Raw genomic sequence first — 16,523 nt, forward strand, 5'->3', positions numbered from 1 at the left:
TTTTTCTAGTTGTTTTTTGCTTTATTGCTACATGTCTGCAGATGTGAATACCTCTGAAACATCATCATCATCTTCTAAAATATCAACAATCTTCTCTAATGTTTCTTTATCTGATTCACTCAATGCAACAAGTGTTTGTGGCACCATAGTTAATTCTGCTTGTGCTAACGTATACTCTTTTTCTAATTCATCTCGTACTGCTGTGAATGCACTTGGATCAGTATAAATTTCAAATACTTCCTCTGATACTTCTATATCATCACCACCAGCTTCTAGCACACTTAGCATCATAGTGTCTTCATCTACATCTAGTCCTTCTCTTTCAATCACAATGTAGCCTTTTCGATCAAACATATAAGAGACAGAACCAGATTCCCCTAGAGAACCACCATTTTTATTAAATGCAACACGTACGTTAGTTGACGTTCGGTTACGATTATCTGTTAAAGCATGAACTAAAATGGCCACACCTGCTGGGCCATAACCTTCATAAACTACTTCATCATAATTTTCACCTTCACCAGCACTTGTTGCCTTTTTGATTGCACGTTGAATATTATCATTTGGCATATTCGCAGTTCTTGCTTTATCTAACACTAATCTCAGCGAAGGGTTAGAAGACGGATCTGGACCACCACTTTTTGCTGCCATATAGATTTCACGTGATAATTTTTGAAACACTTTACCCCGTTTAGCATCCTGTGCTCCTTTTCTATTCTTAATGTTATTCCATTTTGAATGTCCTGCCATTTCAATTCCCCGCTTTCTAGCATAATATTAAACATATAATACCATTTTATCATAAGTTGATTAAAAAAGAGACCTCACCTATTTTGACTGTTTGCGACCAAATTCAAAATAAATTACTAACATCACACAAGCTGTTAATGCTCCCATGCTATCAAGCATCACATCTTGAAACAACGGCGTTCTATCACCTGTTAACATTTGATGAAACTCATCCATTGCTGCATAACCTGTCGCACTAAACCACGCAAAAAACAAACTCCAAATTGATTGCTTTAATTTAGAATGTAACACTAAAAACAAACTTCCCCCTAGAATAAAAAATGTAAAAAAATGAGCGGCTTTTCGGATAAAAAATTCAACAAATTTAAAATAACCCATTGCTCGAATACTGACTTCACTGTCACCATAATTAAACATTATTCCTTGAAGTTTTGATGCAAATGGCTCACTTTGCAACCACTTTTGAAGTAGCGGAACAGAACTTTGCTCTGTATAGGTTTTTGATGAACTATAAAATAAAATAATCATAATCACAATCGCGATTGCAGTATACACTTTAGGTTGACTTAATTTACTTTTCATAATGAACTTCTCCAATCTTAGATTTTTTTGCTTTTTTATCATTGTTTTTTAATAGTATAGGGTATAATATAACCATAATGAAAGGAGTCAGATAAAATGACATATTCAATAACATGGGATTTAGATTCAATTTTTAACGGAGGTATTGACTCAAAAGAATTAGAACAACGCCTATTATTACTAGATGACGAGATTACAGAATACCAATCACTTGTCACAGACTGGAATCCAGAAACAGATGCGCCTGATTTTCAAACATTTGAGGCAATCATGACTGTTCAAGAAAAACTATCTAAAGGATTTGGGCAAACAATTAGTTTTGTCAATGCCATTCAATCTGCAGATGTAAACAATAAAAAAGCTGGTAGTGTATTAGCTGGTTTATTGACTAAATTGACTGGTTTTAAAAACGCTAATGTCTTATTTAATAAGAAACTAACTAACCTTTCAACTGATACTTGGAACACACTTCTTCATTCTGACTTTGCAAAAAAACAAGGCGTGGCTTTTAATTTAACAGAAGCTCGTGAACAAAGCAAACGCTTATTAAGTGAAAATGAAGAGTCAGTTATTAACCAATTATCAACAGATGGATTCAATGCTTGGAGCTCTCACTACGACACAATTGTAGCAAACATCCAATTTCCATTTGAAGAAGATGGTAAAACAACGTATCTTTCAGCAGGTCAAGCTTTTAACCGCATGATGGGGGACGCTGATAAAGATGTTAGACAACGTTTGTTTGATACATGGGAAACAACTTGGGCAAATTATGCACCACTTTTTGCAGATACCTTAAATCATTTAGACGGATTCCGATTAACAAATAACAAACTACATGGTATCACTGATCATTTGCAAATTCCATTAGAGTATAACCGTATGAAAAAAGAAACATTGGATGCTATGTGGGGAACAATCGCTGCAAACAAACAACCATTCGTTGATTTCTTAACTCGTAAAGCACAATTATTTGGTAAAGAAAAAATGGATTGGCAAGATCAAGATGCACCTGTTATTTTAGGTGAGTTTGAAGAAAAACGTTACACATTCAATGAAGCAGCTGATTTTATTATTGAAAATTTCAATAAATTTAGTCCTAAAATGGCTGACTTTGCTAAAATGGCCTTTGAAAAAAGTTGGATTGAAGCAGAAGATAGACCAGGTAAACGTCCAGGTGGTTATTGCACTGGATTACCAGAAAATGAAGAATCTCGTATCTTCATGACATACGGTGAATCAATCAACGAAGTCTCTACATTAGCTCATGAATTAGGACATGCTTTCCATTCACACGTGATGTGGGATTTACCATCCGTTAGTCAAGATTACGCCATGAACGTAGCCGAAACAGCTAGTACATTTGCCGAACTGATTGTCGCTGACGCAACGCTGAAACAAGCTAAATCAGCTGAAGAAAAAATCAATTTACTTGATATTAAAATGCAAAATGCCACAGCGATGTTTATGAACATTCACGCGCGTTTCATTTTTGAAAATAATTTCTATACTGAACGAAAAGAAAAAGTCTTAACAGATACAGAAATCACTGATTTAATGGTCGCTGCTCAAAAAGAAAGCTACTGTGATTCATTGAATTCTTATCATCCACATTTCTGGGCAAGTAAACTGCACTTCTACATTGATGATGTGCCATTCTACAACTTCCCGTACACATTTGGGTACCTGTTCAGCTTAGGTATTTATGCCTTCGCTCAAAAACAAGGAACATCATTTGAAGATGACTATATCGCTTTATTACGTGATACAGCGTCAATGACAACTGAAGAATTAGCTAAAAAACATTTAGATGTTGACTTAACATCAAGTGAATTCTGGCAAGCTGGAATTGATATGATGATTCAAGACGTTAATACTTTCTTAGAATTAACCGAAGACTACGTTAAATAAATTAAAAACCTCTATGATTGAGCAATATCAATCATAGAGGTTTGTTTATTTAGTAAAATCAATTTTTTTACTCATCCAGTATATCATAACCCCACTAACTATCATGGAAAATAGTTCTCCTAAGCCAATAATCAGCCAGTTATAGAAAAATGGTAAATTATATAATATTGTGAGTTGTCCTGCAACAGTAAACATAGATATCGCAAACGTCATAGCTGTTATAACCATTTTTATTTTCATATTGTTGATACGTTTCGTGATGACATAATTGATGACCAATACTAGAAACGTACTAATACTTCCAACCAATACATCAATAATTCCTAATGGTGAAAAAGCATTGGCTATCGCCACACCTAATGTCACAGCAACTATATAGCGTTTGTTATAAAGTGACAAATAATTAAACATTTCAGATAATCTTAACTGGATCGCACCAAAACTAATGACCGATAACACTAACGTCACTACAACATACAATCCTGCCACAATGGCCATTTTTGCTGTATCTTGTGTTGTCCAAGACGCCACAGCAGATTGTTCTTTTTTATTTTCCATTTACATTTCTCCTTTACAAGGAATTACCTTGCTAATAACTACAACCAAAGGATGTGAGAAATATTTCCCAACGAAGTGTTGTAGTGCGAAAACCCGCTAATTAATAGGATACACTTTTTCTACAAAAAAACAATCCTATTGTGTCATCCATCCACCATCAATTGGAACTATACTTCCTTGTATATAAGATGATGCTTGACTTGCTAAAAAAAGGGTTAACTGAGCCACTTCTTCAGGAGATGCCCACCGTTTACAAGGTGTTTCATCTGCTACCCATTTAGCCATGTGTCCATCCCCTGAAAAATCAGCTGCATTCATTGGCGTTTTGATTGCTCCTGGTGCAACCCCAACCACATGAATCCCTTGTTCAGCATAATCTAAAGCCAATTGTTTTGTAAATCCAACGATAGCATGTTTTGACATGGTGTAACTAACTCCACCACCACCACCAATTAACCCAGCGATAGACGCCATATTGATAATCGTACCACCTTGTTGTTCTAACATCATTGGTAATATTAATTTAGTCAGTCGAAAATAACTTTTCACGTTCGTTTCATAAATATTATCCCATAGTTCCTCAGATGTTTCATTCAATGGCTTAAACTCATCCAATTTACCAGCAGTATTTAATAATATATCTATTTTGGGATACTTGGCTAGGCACTCACTAACTGCTTGCTCCAAATCATCTTTTTTAGTGACATCACCTTTAAAAAAAGTAAAATATTTTGAGTATTGTTTTTCTATTTCTTCTTTATCAAAGCCAAACACATATGCTCCTTGTTCTAAAAATAAACGAGCTTGTTCTTTACCTATACCAGATGCCACTCCTGTGACAAAGACTACTTTTCCTTTAAACTCTGTATAATTAATAGAATTCATTAATCTACTATCTCCCAATCATCTGCTAAGATATCGCACACAGTTGGCGCAAAACTTGAAAAACCTTCATCACTTGTTTTAATTAAAAAATAATCAGTCACGGGACAGTCATCATATGTTTTTCCTGACACAAGTGTGACATATAACTCAAAACCGCCCCAACCTTTTCTAATCACTTTTTTTCCTGTTTTTAATTCTGGTAGTATTTTTTCAAATGTCATGTTGTTCTCCTTATTTATTTACTATTGATATTATACGTTGTAATTCACTGATTGCATCCACATCTTCTGAATAACTAAACTCTTTTACATTAATTTGGCTTCTTGGAATAGTTCCTTCATCGCTTGCTTCATTAAAACCAGTTGATAATGATACATTACTTTTTAACTCATAAATCATACCATTATCACATAGAATATACTTAACAATTGGTTTAGTGGTATCAGCTACTTCACTAAATCCAGCTGCAAATGAACTTTGTTGACGCTCATTTGTGGCTCCAAGAATACCATTAGTCGAATAATAAAATGTTACACCACCTACGACATGAAGCGGGAAAAAATCATAGCCAGGATTTTCCAGATCTTGTGCCATAGCTAGTCCATCTGGTGTTACAGCAAACCAATCTCCTCGACCTGCTGCTCCGTGATCAAAAAACTCAGATGTAACAGCCATACCGCCCACCTTCGCTCTATCACTTGCCCAATTTAAAAATTGCTGATTTATGTTTTGTAACACGCCAGTTTGATAAAACATCTCTTTTGATAGAGTTGTTTCACCAGAACCATTTTGGTTTGTCTCTTCAGATGTAGTTGAACTCTGTTCAGATATTTCTGTCGTTGAACTTTGTTTTGTTGTTGATTGACTAGCTTCTTCACTAGAACTAGTTTGACTAATTTCCGTCTCGTCATTATTTGAGTTTTGACTACAACCAACCAACACTAAAGATAATAACAATAATGCTACCCATTTTTTCATCATACTCGCCTCATTTTTTATTTTGATAGACTAAGTTTAACACGAAATGATAACCGACTCGATAAAAAAACTAGCATAAGTCAAATAGACTTATGCTAGTGATAGAATTTATTCTTGATTTTTTAACGCTTCTGCAGCGGCCATTTGTGCTTCAATATCACTGATACTATACACATTTTCACTTGCTACACCCACTTCTTTTGGTTCCATGTTACGGTATTTCGCCATACCAGTACCAGCTGGAATGATTTTACCAATGATAACATTTTCTTTCAATCCAAGTAAGTGGTCTTTTTTACCTCTAATTGCAGCATCTGTCAAGACACGAGTTGTTTCCTGGAATGATGCAGCAGATAAGAAACTGTTTGTTTCAAGTGAGGCCTTAGTGATACCTAACAAGACTGGACGTCCAGTTGCAGGTGTTCCACCAGAAACAAGTGTGTTGTAGTTGCGGTCTTTAAATTCACTAATATCAACTAGTGTGCCTGGTAAGATATCTGAATCACCTGGATCCATAACTCTTACTTTACGTAACATTTGACGAACCATAACCTCAACGTGTTTATCTCCGATTTCTACCCCTTGCATACGATAAACTTTTTGTACTTCTTTAAGCAGATAATTTTCAACAGCTAATACATCTTTAACTGTTAATAATTGTTTTGGATCAATTGATCCTTCTGTTAATGGAGTACCACGGTCAATAATATCACCTTCAGCAACTTTCATACGAGAAGTATAAGGCACAGAATATGTTCTTGTATCTGTTGTACCTTTTACTATCACTTCTTTTGTACGATCCGCTTGATCTTCTGTAATTTCGATGACTTCACCAGCTACTTCAGAGATAACAGCTTGTCCTTTAGGATTACGTGCTTCAAAAATCTCTTGGATACGAGGTAAACCTTGAGTAATATCGTCTCCGGCAACCCCACCCGTATGGAATGTACGCATGGTTAACTGAGTACCAGGCTCACCGATTGATTGGGCAGCAATTGTACCAACTGCTTCTCCAACTTCAACTTCAGAACCAGTCGCTAAGTTACGGCCATAACAATGTTTACATACACCATGTTTTGTATTACATGTGAAGACTGAACGAATCGTAATTTGTTCAATACCTGCATCAACTATTTGTTTTGCAATGTCTTCTGTAATGATTTCATTCGCACCAACAATCACTTCTTTTGTTTCAGGATGAATCACTGATTTACGTGTATAACGACCTAACATACGCTCTTCAAGAGTCTCAATGACTTCGTTTCCTTCTTTCATCACCGAAATATCTAAACCACGGTCAGTTCCACAGTCAGTTTCACGAATGATGACATCTTGAGCCACATCAACTAAACGACGAGTTAAGTAACCTGAATCGGCTGTCTTAAGGGCTGTATCGGTCATACCTTTACGAGCACCGTGAGTCGAGATAAACATTTCTAAGACGGTTAACCCTTCACGGAAGTTAGATACGATAGGTAACTCCATGATACGACCATTAGGAGCGGCCATAAGTCCACGCATACCAGCTAACTGAGTAAAGTTGGAGATGTTACCACGGGCCCCAGAATCACTCATCATGAAGATTGGGTTACGTGCATCTAAACTTTCCATTAATTTTGCTTGAATAGCATCTTTTGTTGCATTCCAAATACCAATAACTCGTTCATAACGCTCGTCATCTGTGATTAAACCACGACGGAATTGTTTTGTTACTTTTTCTACTTGGTCATGTGCTTCTTCAATCATTGCTTGTTTTTCATGTAAAACAACGATATCGGCAATCCCTACAGTCATACCTGCATAAGTAGAATGTTTGTAACCTAAGTCTTTCATTCTATCTAACATTTTAGATGTTTCAGTAATTTTGAAACGTTTGAAGACTTCAGCGATAATATTACCAAGATTTTTCTTCTTGAATGGTCCAACTTCTGGTTGTTCTTTGATGAATGCAGGAATGTCTGATCCAGCTTCAACAAAGTATTTATCAGGTGTTTGAACTGTCAAGTTATAATCAGTTGGTTCATTTAAGTAAGGGAATTCTGGAGGCATAATCTCATTAAAGATTGCTTTACCAACAGTTGTTGTTAAAATACGTTCACGCTGCCACTCTGTAAATGGTTTCTCAGGCATTGAGCTTGTTTGTAAACCAATACGAGTATGTAAGTGGACACAACCATTTCTCCATGCTAAAACAACTTCGTCTAAATCACGGAAAATCATTCCTTCACCAATTTGTCCTGACTCTTCCATTGTTAAGTAGTAGTTACCAAGGACCATATCTTGAGATGGTGTAACAACTGGCTTACCATCTTTTGGATTAAGGATGTTTTGAGCAGCAAGCATTAACATACGTGCTTCAGCTTGAGCTTCTTCATTTAATGGAACGTGAACCGCCATTTGGTCCCCATCGAAATCGGCATTGTAAGCCTCACATACTAATGGGTGAAGACGAATTGCGCGTCCTTCAACTAAAACTGGCTCAAAAGCTTGGATACCAAGTCTATGTAGCGTCGGTGCTCGGTTAAGTAATACAGGATGTTCTTTAATAACATCTTCTAATACGTCCCAAACAGCGTCTTCTTGACGTTCGATTTGGCGTTTTGCATTTTTTATGTTGCTTGCAATTTCACGCTTAACTAATTCATGCATCACAAATGGTTTGAATAATTCAATTGCCATTTCTTTTGGCAACCCACATTGATACATTTTTAAGAAAGGTCCAACAACGATAACTGAACGGCCTGAGTAGTCAACACGTTTACCTAATAAGTTTTGACGGAAACGACCTTGTTTCCCTTTCAACATATGAGATAACGATTTAAGTGGACGGTTACCTGGTCCAGTAACTGGACGGCCTCGACGACCATTATCGATCAACGCATCTACCGCTTCTTGAAGCATACGTTTTTCATTTTGAACGATAATTCCTGGTGCATTTAAGTCTAATAAACGTTTCAAACGGTTATTACGGTTAATGACACGACGGTATAAGTCGTTCAAATCACTTGTTGCAAAACGTCCACCTTCTAATTGAACCATCGGGCGTAAATCTGGCGGGATAATTGGTACAACATCCATTACCATCCAGTCAGGATCATTTCCTGATGTACGGAATGCTTCTAAGATATCTAAACGACGAATAGCACGCGTTCTTTTTTGTCCAGACGCTTTTTTCAATTCTTCTTTTAATTCAGCGACTTCTTTTTCTAAATCAACTTGTTCTAATAAACGCTTGATTGCTTCAGCACCCATACCAGCTTTAAATGCTTGGCCATATTGCTGACGTTTTTCACGGTATTCACGTTCAGTTAGGAGTTGTTTTAATTCTAAGTTAGTGTCACCTGGATCTGTTACCACATAAGAAGCAAAATAAATGATTTCTTCTAGCGCTCTAGGACTCATATCTAATACAAGACCCATACGACTAGGAATCCCTTTAAAATACCAAATATGTGTTACTGGAGCTGCAAGTTCGATATGACCCATACGTTCACGACGAACTTTAGAACGTGTTACCTCAACCCCACAGCGGTCACAAACGATTCCCTTATAACGGATACGTTTATATTTACCACAAGCACATTCCCAGTCCTTAGTAGGACCGAAAATACGCTCGCAGAAAAGACCATCACGTTCTGGTTTTAAAGTACGGTAGTTTATTGTCTCTGGTTTTTTCACTTCACCATATGACCAGCTTCTAATTTTTTCAGAAGAAGCTAGTCCAATTTGCATACTTTCAAATTTATTTACATCGATCAAAAGATGTCCCTCCGTTTCTTTGTCTGTCAGAATAATTCAGCTGGATTATTCTTGGTTTTCTTGTGCATCTTTCAACGATTTTTCTGCTAATGCTTTTTCTTCTTGCTCTTTCGCATATTTTGCTAAGGCATCAACAGTAATCAAATCATCGTCCTCATCATCCATATCACGTAATTCAATCTCTTGATCGTCTGCATCTAATACTCGCATGTCTAATCCTAAAGCTTGTAACTCTTTAACAAGTACGCGGAATGATTCAGGAACACCTGGTTTTTGAATTGGTTCACCTTTAACGATAGATTCGTAAGTTTTCACACGACCTACAACGTCATCTGATTTATAAGTCAAGATTTCTTGTAAAGTGTAAGCAGCTCCGTATGCTTCAAGAGCCCAAACTTCCATCTCTCCAAAACGTTGTCCACCAAATTGTGCTTTACCACCAAGTGGTTGTTGTGTAACTAGTGAGTAAGGTCCAATAGAACGAGCATGTAACTTATCATCAACCATGTGAGCAAGTTTCAGCATGTACATTACACCTACAGAAATACGGTTATCGAATGGTTCACCTGTACGTCCATCATAAAGAACAGTCTTAGCGTCGCGAGCAAGTCCTGCTTCTTCAACAGTACTCCATACATCTTCTTCATTTGCCCCATCAAATACCGGTGTTGCAACATGGATGTTTAATGAGCGAGCTGCCATACCTAAATGCAACTCTAATACTTGTCCAATGTTCATACGAGAAGGTACCCCTAATGGGTTTAACATGATATCAACTGGTGTCCCATCTGGTAAGAATGGCATATCTTCTTCTGGCATAATACGAGATACTACCCCTTTATTACCATGACGACCAGCCATTTTATCCCCTTCATGAATTTTACGTTTTTGAACGATGTACACACGAACTAACATGTTAACCCCTGGAGATAACTCATCTCCGCCTTCACGAGTAAAGATTTTAACATCATGAACAATACCGCCCCCACCATGTGGAACACGTAGAGATGTATCACGAACTTCACGAGCTTTTTCTCCGAAGATTGCATGTAACAGACGCTCTTCTGCTGATAATTCTGTTACCCCTTTAGGAGTGACTTTACCAACAAGCAGATCACCATCTTTTACTTCAGCACCGATACGGATAATACCCATTTCGTCTAAGTTTTTAAGTGCATCTTCCCCAACGTTTGGTAACTCACGAGTAATTTCTTCAGGTCCTAATTTTGTGTCACGTGCTTCTGATTCATATTCTTCAATATGAATGGATGTGTACACATCATCTTTAACTAATCGGCGACTCATAATAATCGCATCTTCATAGTTGTAACCTTCCCAAGTCATGAAAGCTACTAAAACATTTTGTCCTAACGCCATTTCCCCTTCTTCCATAGAAGAACCGTCAGCTAATGTATCGCCTCTTTCAACGATTTCACCTTTTCTAACAATTGGGCGTTGGTTATAACTTGTACCAGCATTTGAACGGTGGAATTTAATCACATTATATTTATCTAAAGCACCGTCATTACGACGAACACGTACTTCACGTGCATCAACGTACTCAACGACACCATCATGTTTACATAGAAGTGCTGCTCCTGAGTCATGGGCAGCTTTGTATTCCATACCTGTTCCAACAAGTGGAGAACGTGGTTGAATCAAAGGTACTGCCTGACGTTGCATGTTCGCTCCCATAAGCGCACGGTTAGAGTCATCGTTTTCCAAGAAAGGAATGCATGCTGTCGCTACTGCAACTACTTGTTTAGGTGAAACGTCCATGTAGTCCACTTTATCTACTGAAACTTCCAAGTTTTCACTTTGAATACGGGCCATTACAACATCTTCAGCAAATGTACCATCTTCATTTAATGGAGAGTTCGCTTGCGCTACCATGTAATGGTCTTCCTCGTCAGCTGTTAAGTAATCAATATGTTCTGTAACACGTTTCGTTTCACGGTCAACACGACGATATGGTGTTTCGATGAAGCCGTATTTATTTACTTTCGCATAACTTGATAAACTATTGATTAACCCAATGTTTGGTCCCTCAGGCGTTTCAATCGGACACATACGACCATAATGTGAGTAATGCACGTCACGAACTTCATATCCAGCACGGTCACGTGTTAAACCACCAGGTCCTAAAGCTGATAGACGACGTTTATGCGTCAACTCACCTAATGGATTAGTTTGATCCATGAATTGTGATAACTGAGAAGAACCAAAGAATTCTTTCATTGAAGCCACAACTGGACGAATGTTAATCAATTGTTGTGGTGTTAATGTTTCGGTGTCTTGGATAGACATTCTTTCACGAACCACACGTTCCATACGAGATAACCCGATACGGAATTGATTTTGTAATAACTCACCAACCGAACGAATACGACGGTTTCCTAAATGGTCAATGTCATCTACTTTTCCAATATCTTCCATTAAGTTTAAGAAATAACTGATTGTAGCCACGATATCAGCAGGACGAATTGTTCTTACGTCTGCATCAAGTTGGCCATTTCCAATCACGTTTACAACACGTTCAGGATCTTTTGGTGACACAACTTTAATAACTTGAACAGTCATTGGTTCAGTGACAACGCCATCTTCACTTGGATAGTATGTTTCGTTGTTTAATCCGTTGTCTAAATGTTTTTCTAGCTCGTCCATCACTGTATGCGTGATAACTGTTCCTTTTTCTACAAGGATTTCTCCAGTTTCAGGATCAACTAATGTTTCAGCTAACGTTTGGTTTAACAAACGTGTTTTAAGGCTTAATTTTTTATTTACTTTGTAACGACCAACTGCTGCTAAGTCGTAACGTTTTGGATCAAAGAAACGAGAGTTCAATAAGTTTCTTGAACTTTCAGCAGTCTTTGGCTCGCCTGGACGAAGTCTTTCATAAACATCTTTTAAAGCTTCTTCCGTACGAGAATCGCTAGAATTTTTATGAATATCTTTTTCAATTGTTAATTGTAAACTTTCGCTTTCACCAAAAATTTCTGTAATAGTCGTATCTGAACCAAATCCTAATGCTCTAACTAATACTGTTAAAGGAATTTTTCTTGTTCTATCAATACGAGCATAAGAAAGGTTTTTCGCGTCTGTTTCAAGTTCTAACCATGCACCACGGTTAGGAATAACAGTTGTTCCAAACCCCTCATGTCCATTTTTTTCTTTCTTCTCATTGAAATAAACTCCGGGTGATCTTACTAACTGTGATACCACTACACGCTCAGCACCATTGATAATAAATGTTCCCATCTCTGTCATTAGCGGGAAATCTCCAAAGAACACTTCTTGTGACTTGATTTCTCCTGTCACTTGATTATCCAAACGTAATGTTACGTGGATAGGAGCTGAGTAGTTAGCATCATGCGCACGAGCTTCCTCAACTGTATACTTTGGTTCTTTCATTTCGTAATCGACAAATTCTAATGATAATTTATCACTAAAATCTGTAATTGGCATAATGTCCTCAAACATTTCGCGCAAACCTTCATCTAAAAACCACTTATAAGAATCAGTTTGAATTTCAATTAAGTTTGGCAATTCTAGTACTTCACTAATCCTAGAATAGCTACGTCTTTCTCGGTGTTTTCCGTATTTCACTACGTGTCCAACCAAATTAGTCACCCCTCTGAGTTTTTTCAAAAATACCTTATGTTACAAATGTTAAAAAAATATAACAATTTCATTACTTATCTGTTTTAAAGTAAAAAAAAACCAAAAATAGATGGTGAACATATCTCGATATGGTCTATCTATCTTTGTTTTCCTATAAAATAAAGGCTGATGGACAATATTTCATCACCTTTCACATTTAAAACATAAAGGTTTCTGCAACTAACCATTTTAGCCTATAAAAGTAAAAATGTCAACATAAAAATAAAATAAAAAAAAGCTAGAATTTCTTCTAGCCTCTCCCCCATAAAACAATCCCTCATAACAAACTGACCCGTAACTATTTTTCCCCTACAAAAAACAATTACATGAGTTAATTATTCAAGACTGGCGTTCCAATATGCTTTCTAAATGCATTCCCCTTAACAGACATTAGATAAGCCATTAAATGTTATTTTGTTTTCATTATATTTAAACCATTAACTTGTATGCCCTTACCCATACTTGTATAGTGTTCCAAACACTTGGTCTTCCTTATAGACATAAAAGGTCAATAAGTTTTATAATAAACCATCACTAAACGGAACTGCAATTTCATTATAATGATTTTCTATACTTTTTTTATCCCACTTTTTTCCTATGCATATGCAAACCGTTCGTTTAATCGTTTTTGAATACTGTTTCTTATAATTCAATGTTCGTGTTTTATTTTTATGATTTATAACTTTTGAAAATATAATATCCTTTCGAACTCGTCACTACTTCAACTTGTCCAAAGACTTCTTCCATCTTTTTCTTTGCACTTGGTGCACCTTGTTTTTTCTGAATAACAATCGTTAAAGTACCTTTTTGTTGTAAATGTTCCTTAGCTCCTTCAATAATACTATGAACAATTTTTTTTCCAGCACGTATTGGTGGATTACTTACAATCGCTGCAAAATCTTTTTTTGTTACATTCTCATAAACGCTTGATTCATATACTTCAATATTTTCAATTTTATTTAAACTAGCATTTTCCTTAGCTAATTCCATTGCTCTTTCATTCACATCAACCATATGAACAACTCGTTTGGTTGAATGAGCCAAAGATAAACCAATAGGACCATATCCACAACCGACATCTAAAATTTCTCCTCTAGGGATATCTTCATCTGAAAAAGCTTCTATTAAAAGACGTGACCCAAAGTCCACTGTATTTCTTGAAAACACATTACTATCCGTTACAAATTGATATGTTTCACCTAATAATGGGTATGTCCATGTTTTTCTATCATGAGCCGTTTCTGGTTTATGCGTATAATAATGGGCACTCATTTTTTCACACTCTTTCTTTAATTGTTTCTACTATTAATTTTGCTAACAAATCATAACCCTCATCTGAGAAATGAAGCCCGTCTGGTTCTAAAAAACGCGTTGGAGCTTCTGAAACAATCATCTCTTTTAGTATATCAATATAACGAATATTAAATGTTTTCGCAACACGTTGAGCCGCATTATTATATTGCATTAATTCAACTAAAGGACGTTCATCACGATACATCATTTGATGGGCATAAGGTGGGCCAATCAGTACGACCTTTTTTGCCCCAATCTGTTCCACTAAATAAGTTAAATTCTCTTCATATTGTAATAATGAAATACCTGAACGTTTTTCAGCATCATTAGCACCAAAAAAGATGGTCACAATATCTGGTTCATAAAAAATAACATGTTCTTTAAACCGACTTAACGCTCCTTTAGTTGTATCACCAGGAATACCAGCATTAATAATTTCTATTTTAGTATTGAGTAGTCGCTTAATTTTAGTATTCAATACAATATCAATTTCACCATTTCTATAGCCAGCTGTGATACTATCACCAAATAATATGATTTTTTTCATCTTTCAAACCTCATTTCCTTATCTCAGCGTTTATCTATGATATAATCAGTTAGACTTTATAATATCATACCACGAAAAAGGAGTTTTTAACGTGTTTGTACCATTACCTAACGAAAAAAAATGTAAAGAGTCTTACGCTATCCAAACACATCGCGTTTTTCCAAATGATCTTAACTCGTTTGGTGCGTTATTTGGAGGGAAATTGATGGCGTTAATTGACGACACGGCTTCTATCGCTGTATCGCGTCATTGCCGTATTCCAACAATGACTGCCTCAACAGATAGTTTAGATTTTTTACATCCAATCTATGAAAATGATGCTGTAACGGTTGAAGCATATGTTTCAGGTACAGGAAAAAAATCGATGGAAGTTTTTGTCAAAGTAACTGGCGAAGACTTAAACACAGGACAACACTATTTAGCTGCAACATGTTTTATGACGTTTGTTGTCGTAAAAGTGGATGAGACATTTACAAGCGTTCCTGCGATTATACCTGAATCTATTGAAGAAAAAATGATTCATAAAGGATACAAAAAAAGACGCGAAAATAGATTAAGAGAATTGTCATTTAATAAAGAATTAGGTCAATATATCACTCAACAATTACCCAATTTGATTGAAGATAATAAGTAGAGGATACTGTTTATGGATGAAAAAACGAATTTCTATCATTTAACTCGTGATGAATGGCAAAGCTTTTATCGTAATGGAACAGCGCCTCTAACAGATGAAGAACTACAACAAATTAAAAGCTATAATGACACTATCTCATTACAAGATGTGCAAGATATTTATATTCCGCTAACTCATTTAATCAATATTTATATGAAAGAGTACGAATCCCTCCATCTTAGTAAAGGATTATTTATGCAAAAATTTTTACCTTCCTCTCCCTTTATTATTGGGGTTGCTGGTAGTGTAGCTGTTGGAAAAAGTACGACAGCTCGTTTGTTACAAATGATGCTCTCCCGTATTTTTAAGCGACGTCATGTCCAACTGATTACAACAGACGGATTTTTATATTCAACGGATGAACTAACCAAACAAGGTATTTTAAATAAAAAAGGATTTCCTGAGAGTTATGACATGGAAAAATTACTATCTTTTTTAAATGCTGTTAAAAATGGTGGAGATAATTTAAAAATTCCTATCTATTCTCATGAGATTTATGATATTATTCCTGGAGAATTTGAAACAATTTCGCAGCCAGATATCTTAATAGTCGAAGGGATTAACGTCTTGCAATCACCAGCCAACCAACACATTTATATCAGTGACTTCTTCGACTTTTCAGTCTATGTTGATGCCGATCCAAAACTGATTGAAAGTTGGTATTTAAAACGCTTTGAAGATTTATTGGTTCTTGCAAAAAATGATAAAACTAATTATTATTATGAATATGCTAATGGTCCGCGTGAAGATGCATTAGCAATGGCTCGTCGTGTGTGGAAAGATGTCAATCTAAAAAACCTCAATGAGTTCATTTTGCCAACTCGTAGTCGTGCAGATGTTATTTTACATAAAGCACTAAACCACGAGATTGATGAAATTTATTTACGTAAGTTTTAATAAAATTAATATATAGAAAGAAAAGGTGAA

Annotated in this window: 13 protein-coding genes; 3 read left to right on the top strand and 10 right to left on the bottom strand. The window is 36.1% G+C overall.

The window, feature by feature from the left end; translation table 11 throughout:
• Positions 1 to 27: 27 nt before the first annotated feature.
• Together MN187_RS08260 and MN187_RS08265 are read right to left on the bottom strand one after the other, a co-directional pair.
• Positions 28 to 750, bottom strand: a complete 723-nt coding sequence (locus MN187_RS08260; RefSeq protein ID WP_117973350.1) for a YebC/PmpR family DNA-binding transcriptional regulator — start codon at positions 748 to 750, stop codon at positions 28 to 30.
• Positions 751 to 828: 78 nt separating this feature from the next.
• On the bottom strand, positions 829 to 1,332 hold the full coding sequence (locus MN187_RS08265) for a VanZ family protein (protein WP_117973351.1): 504 nt from the start codon (positions 1,330 to 1,332) through the stop codon (positions 829 to 831).
• A 96-nt stretch (positions 1,333 to 1,428) separates the two neighbouring features.
• Here MN187_RS08265 and MN187_RS08270 point away from each other — a divergent pair, with 96 nt between their 5' ends.
• Positions 1,429 to 3,243, top strand: coding sequence for a M3 family oligoendopeptidase (locus MN187_RS08270; protein ID WP_117973352.1), 1,815 nt, complete (start codon positions 1,429 to 1,431; stop codon positions 3,241 to 3,243).
• A 45-nt stretch (positions 3,244 to 3,288) separates the two neighbouring features.
• On the opposite strand, the gene MN187_RS08275 is transcribed toward MN187_RS08270, so the two are convergent.
• The 8 genes from MN187_RS08275 to MN187_RS08310 form a co-directional block, all read right to left on the bottom strand.
• On the bottom strand, positions 3,289 to 3,801 hold the full coding sequence (locus tag MN187_RS08275; RefSeq protein WP_242093802.1) for a QueT transporter family protein: 513 nt from the start codon (positions 3,799 to 3,801) through the stop codon (positions 3,289 to 3,291).
• Positions 3,802 to 3,936: 135 nt separating this feature from the next.
• Complete coding sequence (locus tag MN187_RS08280; RefSeq protein WP_117973354.1) at positions 3,937 to 4,686, bottom strand: 3-oxoacyl-ACP reductase; 750 nt, start codon at positions 4,684 to 4,686, stop codon at positions 3,937 to 3,939.
• Positions 4,686 to 4,907, bottom strand: a complete 222-nt coding sequence (locus tag MN187_RS08285; RefSeq protein WP_117973355.1) for a DUF2829 domain-containing protein — start codon at positions 4,905 to 4,907, stop codon at positions 4,686 to 4,688. Before MN187_RS08285 ends, MN187_RS08280 begins: the two co-directional genes overlap by 1 nt.
• Positions 4,908 to 4,917: 10 nt before the next feature.
• Positions 4,918 to 5,664 (bottom strand): hypothetical protein, encoded by a 747-nt coding sequence (locus MN187_RS08290; RefSeq protein WP_117973356.1) that lies wholly within the window; start codon positions 5,662 to 5,664, stop codon positions 4,918 to 4,920.
• A gap of 108 nt (positions 5,665 to 5,772) precedes the next feature.
• The gene (gene rpoC / locus MN187_RS08295; protein WP_256463825.1) at positions 5,773 to 9,423 is read right to left on the bottom strand and encodes a DNA-directed RNA polymerase subunit beta'; all 3,651 of its coding nucleotides are present in this window, start codon (positions 9,421 to 9,423) and stop codon (positions 5,773 to 5,775) included.
• A gap of 45 nt (positions 9,424 to 9,468) precedes the next feature.
• Entirely contained in the window at positions 9,469 to 13,044 is a 3,576-nt protein-coding gene (rpoB, locus tag MN187_RS08300; RefSeq protein ID WP_199500913.1) for a DNA-directed RNA polymerase subunit beta, read from the bottom strand.
• Positions 13,045 to 13,752: 708 nt separating this feature from the next.
• Positions 13,753 to 14,355, bottom strand: coding sequence for a class I SAM-dependent methyltransferase (locus tag MN187_RS08305; protein WP_242093804.1), 603 nt, complete (start codon positions 14,353 to 14,355; stop codon positions 13,753 to 13,755).
• A gap of 4 nt (positions 14,356 to 14,359) precedes the next feature.
• A complete protein-coding gene (locus MN187_RS08310; RefSeq protein ID WP_117973360.1) occupies positions 14,360 to 14,923 on the bottom strand; it encodes an SGNH/GDSL hydrolase family protein in 564 nt (187 codons plus the stop codon).
• Positions 14,924 to 15,014: 91 nt separating this feature from the next.
• Here MN187_RS08310 and MN187_RS08315 point away from each other — a divergent pair, with 91 nt between their 5' ends.
• Both MN187_RS08315 and coaA read left to right on the top strand, forming a co-directional pair.
• Positions 15,015 to 15,557 carry an acyl-CoA thioesterase gene (locus MN187_RS08315; protein ID WP_117973361.1) on the top strand — a complete coding sequence of 181 codons (543 nt, stop codon included), beginning with the start codon at positions 15,015 to 15,017 and terminating at the stop codon, positions 15,555 to 15,557.
• Positions 15,558 to 15,569: 12 nt separating this feature from the next.
• Entirely contained in the window at positions 15,570 to 16,493 is a 924-nt protein-coding gene (gene coaA, locus MN187_RS08320) for a type I pantothenate kinase (RefSeq protein WP_117973362.1), read from the top strand.
• The last annotated feature ends 30 nt before the right edge of the window (positions 16,494 to 16,523 follow it).

This window comes from Vagococcus sp. CY52-2 (genome assembly GCF_022655055.1).
Taxonomy (GTDB): Bacteria; Bacillota; Bacilli; order Lactobacillales; family Vagococcaceae; genus Vagococcus.

Coding starts and splice junctions, on each gene's coding strand:
- MN187_RS08285 (WP_117973355.1), bottom strand. CDS start 4,907: ATGACATTTGAAAAAATACTACCAGAATTAAAAACAGGAAAAAAAGTG.
- MN187_RS08290 (WP_117973356.1), bottom strand. CDS start 5,664: ATGAAAAAATGGGTAGCATTATTGTTATTATCTTTAGTGTTGGTTGGT.
- MN187_RS08270 (WP_117973352.1), top strand. CDS start 1,429: ATGACATATTCAATAACATGGGATTTAGATTCAATTTTTAACGGAGGT.
- MN187_RS08310 (WP_117973360.1), bottom strand. CDS start 14,923: ATGAAAAAAATCATATTATTTGGTGATAGTATCACAGCTGGCTATAGA.
- coaA (WP_117973362.1), top strand. CDS start 15,570: ATGGATGAAAAAACGAATTTCTATCATTTAACTCGTGATGAATGGCAA.
- MN187_RS08275 (WP_242093802.1), bottom strand. CDS start 3,801: ATGGAAAATAAAAAAGAACAATCTGCTGTGGCGTCTTGGACAACACAA.
- MN187_RS08265 (WP_117973351.1), bottom strand. CDS start 1,332: ATGAAAAGTAAATTAAGTCAACCTAAAGTGTATACTGCAATCGCGATT.
- MN187_RS08260 (WP_117973350.1), bottom strand. CDS start 750: ATGGCAGGACATTCAAAATGGAATAACATTAAGAATAGAAAAGGAGCA.
- MN187_RS08305 (WP_242093804.1), bottom strand. CDS start 14,355: ATGAGTGCCCATTATTATACGCATAAACCAGAAACGGCTCATGATAGA.
- MN187_RS08280 (WP_117973354.1), bottom strand. CDS start 4,686: ATGAATTCTATTAATTATACAGAGTTTAAAGGAAAAGTAGTCTTTGTC.